3 protein-coding genes and 1 pseudogene are annotated in these 5170 nt (G+C 66.8%); all 4 read left to right on the top strand.

Annotated features, from left to right (window positions below; genetic code table 11):
• Positions 1-234: pseudogene (locus C1J01_RS46025) on the top strand (DNA-processing protein DprA); the annotation flags it as partial.
• 87 nt (positions 235-321) lie between these two features.
• Positions 322-723: an NUDIX hydrolase gene (locus tag C1J01_RS46020; RefSeq protein ID WP_111185312.1), complete on the top strand. Its 402-nt coding sequence runs from the start codon at positions 322-324 to the stop codon at positions 721-723.
• Positions 724-1067: 344 nt separating this feature from the next.
• Positions 1068-2396, top strand: coding sequence for an IS256 family transposase (locus C1J01_RS46015; protein ID WP_438943193.1), 1329 nt, complete (start codon positions 1068-1070; stop codon positions 2394-2396).
• Between the two features lie 453 nt (positions 2397-2849).
• A complete protein-coding gene (locus tag C1J01_RS46010) occupies positions 2850-3731 on the top strand; it encodes a tyrosine recombinase XerC (protein WP_111185310.1) in 882 nt (293 codons plus the stop codon).
• Positions 3732-5170 lie beyond the last annotated feature (1439 nt).

The raw sequence follows: 5170 nt of genomic DNA, 5'->3' as shown, positions 1-5170 counted from the left end.
GCTTCGATCGCTGTGGCGGCGGGCGTGGGGTTGGACGCGGCGTTGAGTGCGTTGGGCGGTTTGGCGGCCGCCGGGTACATCGAACGTTCGGCGAACGGCTGGCGCCTGTGCAAGCAGACGGCGTCGTACCGCAAGGCCCCTGACTCGGCGGTGCTCGACCCTCCACGCGCCCCCGAACCCGACCCGGCCGAAACCCCGCCGTTCCCGGACGAGCTCGCGCCAAGCTCGGCATGAGAGTGCGGATTTCGCTGCCCGCTGTGTGAACGGCAGACTTGTCTGTCGCCATGACACGTGGCGCCACATCGACAACGGGAAACACGGTTGAACCGCACCATCGACAAGATCGCCTGGATTCACCTCGACAACGGCGCGATCCTCAGCACCCGCTCGCAAGGCAAGAACGTCTACTACATCCCCGGAGGCAAGCGCGAACCCGGCGAGACCGACGTCGACACCCTCGTACGAGAGATCGACGAGGAACTCGCCGTCACGATCAACCCGGCGACCGCCGTCCACGTAGGCACCTATCAGGCACAGGCGCACGGCCATGCCGCCGGGATCACCGTACGGATGACCTGTTACACCGCCGCCCACCACGGAACACCGACACCAAGCGCTGAGATAGAGGAAGCCGCCTGGCTGACCTACGCCGATCGACACAAAGTGTCCCCGGTCGATCAGATCATCTTCGACCACCTCCACGAAACCGGACAGCTCCGCTGACCTCTGCAGCCGTCCCAAAACCACGACACCGACCGTTCACAGCCATCGAGCAGAACAGTCCTCATCCGGCTGGCGGGCACGCGTCGCCACCACCTGGAGTGATACCCCCGCCTGCCCCGACCGTCGGGGTATCACTCCAGGTGTGGAAATGATCACCAAACGTAGACGGAAGTCTGCAACGATCATTCACCATCTCGGGGGAGAACACGATCATGTCCACGACACGGGGAAGAACCGCGCTGGCCGCGGTGGGGCAAGACCAGCGCGATGACGCATCGGCGCTGCTAGGAGCGGCTGCTCATCATGGCGGGGAAACATCCCCCCAGCGCGACGGCGAGACGCCGTTGCGGGACCTGCTCGGCGATCACGTGCTGGACCTGCTGCTGGAACGCTCACGCGACGGCGCGGGCGGGCTGCGGCTGACGGGTGAGGGCTCGATGCTCGGCGGACTGGTCAAGGCGGTGCTGGAACGCGCGCTGGAGGCCGAGCTGTCGGCTCATCTGGGCTACGGCAAGCACGATCCGGCCGGCCACGGCTCGGGCAACTCCCGCAACGGCAGGATCGGCAAGACCGTGCAGACCGGGGTGGGGCCGGTCCGGCTGGCCGTGCCCCGGGACCGGGCCGGCACCTTCGAGCCGATGCTGGTGCCCAAGCGGGCCGGCCGCGTCTCCGGCGGCCTGGACGACATGATCATCAGCCTGTACGCGCACGGCATGAGCGTGCGCGACATCCAGCACCACCTGCGCCAGATCTATGAGGTCGAACTGTCCCACGAGGCCATCTCCAACATCACCGACGCCGTCCTGGAGGAGGTCCGCACCTGGCAGGCCCGGCCGCTGGAGACGGTCTACCCGGTGGTGTTCCTGGACGCCATCGTGGTCAAGGTCCGCGACAACCACAGCGTCCAGGCCAAACCCGCCTATCTGGCGATCGGCATCGACGCCGACGGCGACAAACACGTCCTGGGAATCTGGCTGGCCAAGACCCCCCTCGATGCCGCCACCGCCGGCGAATCGGCCCGCTTCTGGACCTCGGTGATGAACGACCTGAAAGACCGGGGCGTGCGCGACATCCTCATCGCCTGCACCGACGGCCTGAACGGCTTCGAAGACGCCATCCACGCAGCCTTCCCGCACACCACCGTGCAGGCCTGCGTCGTTCACCTGATCCGCAACGCGCTGCGGCCGGTCGCCCGCCGCGACCGCGCCACGCTGGCCGCCGAGCTCAAGAAGATCTACACCGCGCCCACCGAGCAGGCCGCCTTCGACGCCCTGGCCGACTTCACCGCCTCGGCCTGGGGCCAGAAGTATCCGCAGGCGGCCCGTGTGTTCGAGACCGCCTGGGACCGCTTCATCCCGTTCTTCGCCTTCTCCCCGGCGGTCCGCAAACTGCTCTACACCACCAACAGCATCGAGTCGCTGAACTACCAGCTGCGCAAGGTCACCAAGGCCCGCGGCCATTTCCCCGGCGACGACGCCGTGGTCAAGCTGCTGTGGCTGGCCATCATCAACATCGAGGACAAACGCGCCCGCGAACGCGCCGTGACCAAGGAGAAGACCGGCAAGATCAAGAACTCGGCCAGCACCGCCCGCCTGATCGAAGGCCAGCGCACCATCGGCTGGCGCGAAGCACTCATCGAACTCGACATCGCTTACCCAGGCCGCATCAAGTAGTAACCGGTCACTCACTACCAGAAACGATCTTTACACACCTGAAGTGACAACCTCGCCTGCCCCGACCGTTGATTGCTGATCGACGCTTGCGGCGCCACCAGAGCAGACAGCTCGCCAGGCCGATCATGGCGAGGCTCGGGCGAGTAGGTGGTTTGGTGGTGGCGAGCAGCCAGCCGGCGGACGTCGCGCGTACATCCCCGGGCTGGACCTCCCACACACGTGATCCGCCGCCATACGGACGACCTGACGCTGTTATGGATGCCGCTGGATTTGCATGGTGGTGGTCTGGACGGTGAAGAGTGTTTCGAGTGACTTAGATGTCTGGGCGTCGAGGATGATCGAGACCGTTGACCCGTACGGATGACGGCCGATGACGCCTACGGGCGATGGTGAGCCGGTGACGTGCACGGGCGGCGGCCGGGACGCGCAGGGGTGACGGTGGAATGAGGTGGCGTGGACAGGGATGAGGTTGTGGGAGAGTTCGCTCGGTTTCTGCGGCTGGAGCGCGATCTCTCTCCCCATACGGTTCGTGCCTATCTGACGGACGTCAACTCGCTGCTCGACCACACGGGCGGGCAGCTTGAAGGGCTCGACATCGGGGTGCTGAGGGAGTGGCTGGCCGGTCAGCATGAGTCAGGCAGGGCACGGGCCACCCTGGCGCGTAGGACCGCGTGTGCCCGTACGTTCACCGCGTACTGTCACCGTCGCGGGTGGCTGGCGACGGATCCAGGCCTGCTGCTCGGGAGTGCGAAGTCGCCGCGCTCCCTGCCTGTCGTACTCGATCAGAAGCAGGCGAAGGCCGTACTGGACGCGCCTCCGACCGCCGACCCCAAAGAGTTGCGCGACCAGGCGCTGCTCGAGCTGCTGTACGCCACGGGTGTACGGGTGAGTGAGCTGTGCGCGCTCGACGTCGATGACGTGGACCGGGAGCGCAACGTCGTCCGGGTCATGGGCAAGGGCCGAAAGGAACGTACGGTGCCGTTCGGGCGGCCCGCGTTGCAGGCGCTGGATCGGTGGTGCATTCATGGGCGGCCGCTGTGGGTGCGGGCTAGGTCGGGGCCGGCGCTCTTCCTGGGCGTTCGTGGCGGACGGATCGATCCGGGAACCGTGCGCCGTGTGGTGCACGCTCGGCTGGCCCAGGTCGAGGGGGCACCGGACATGGGGCCGCACGGCCTGCGGCACAGCGCGGCCACACACCTCCTCGAGGGCGGTGCGGATCTACGCAGCGTCCAGGAACTGCTCGGCCACGCGTCCCTGAACACCACGCAGATCTATACGCACGTGTCCATCGACCGCTTGCGCACGGCATACCGACAAGCCCACCCAAGAGCCTGAACACCGACAATTTGCAGTCGGGCAGGGCGGCCTCCGCGCCGCGAGCGGCTGGAGTGTGGCGGACGGCTGGGTGTGGCGCGTGCGGTGCGGCGCGCGTGGGTGGGGCGCTGGCGACGGCCGCGGTACGGCGTGCGGTGACGTGGGTGGTGTCTCTGGGCACTGCCGTGTATGCCGTCCTCTTGGTACCGCTCGCGATCCCGCCTGTGGCGCCCGCAGCGATGAGCCCTCTCCGGTGCAAGCAGACGGGTCCGGCTGGGTAGGCGGTGTGTTGCCGCTGGACACTGCAGTATCGCCGTTGGTTGGCGAGCAGCCGCTGTACCCCTGTCGACGGCGACTGCAATCCGCCATACGCCGGTCGACAGCGACTGAGGCACCGTACTTGTGGCCACGGGGGCTGAGTGTCGTGCTTCTGGTTATGGCGGCTGAGGCGTGGTGCTCCTCGCTACGGCGGCCGAGGTCCCGTGCTTCTAGCTACGACGGCTGGGGCCCCCTGCTTCTGGCTACGGGGCTGAGGCGGTGAACCATCGTGACACAACGATTGACGAGCCGACCTTCGCGCAACGACCTGATCTGGCCACCCCGGTGCGTGGCTGACAACTTCGGGCCAAGGCTGGTGAGGTGCTGGCGTGTTTGTGGACACCGCCGTGCTCGCGTTGGGTCGGCAGGCAGTGCCGCGCACCTCGCTGCTCCGACCGCAGTGACGAACGCACCGTGCCCCGACGGCTCACGAACCGACCTCGGTGCCACAGATGGTGAGCCCATGTCGGCTCGACTGGGGACGAGCGCAATTGGCGCAACAGCCATCGCAAGCGGCGTGTGGAGAGCATCTGGCTCGACCGGCTCATCATCCCGGAGCTCGGAAGGCGTACTTATCTAGCTGCCTGTTGGAACGGTGTTGCAGTGGTCGGGTCGGGCCTGGTGACGTCGGGCCTGATGCGGGGTTCGTACTGAGGGAGGTTGGACCTCAATGGGGCGTTGGCGGGCGGTGTCGGCGGGGTCTGCTTCTGTGGCGTCCCTTGCGGTGTTGGCCTCTTGTTCGGCTGCGCCGGTCTGGGCGGGTACGGCGTGCCCGGCGTAGGGCGAGGAGCAGGAAAAGGGCTCCGACAAGTGCACCGATGCCGATGGCTGGCTCGGTGGGGACCGAGGAGGCTGAGTTCGTTAGGAAGTGGATCGGCGTTACGGGTCGATGGTCGTGGGGTGACGCGGAGGTCGAGGGTACGGGGTCGGCGGGATCGGGCCTGTTGGGTGGCGTTTCCGATGCCGGCTCTTTCGACGTGGGTGCTGCTGTGTCCGTGTAGGGCGGTTGTGTGGTGTCGGTCTCGGCTGGTTGAGGCTGTGAATCCAAGGTCGCCGGGAGAACTGGAGGGAGAGTCGTGGTGTCGTTCTCGTCCGGGGCTTTGTCGGGGATGGATTCGCGTGACGGGGGTGACGTCCAGAAG

The organism is Nonomuraea aridisoli (assembly GCF_003236395.1).
Classification (GTDB): domain Bacteria; phylum Actinomycetota; class Actinomycetes; order Streptosporangiales; family Streptosporangiaceae; genus Nonomuraea; species Nonomuraea aridisoli.
This window is presented reverse-complemented; position numbering and strand designations above follow the sequence as displayed.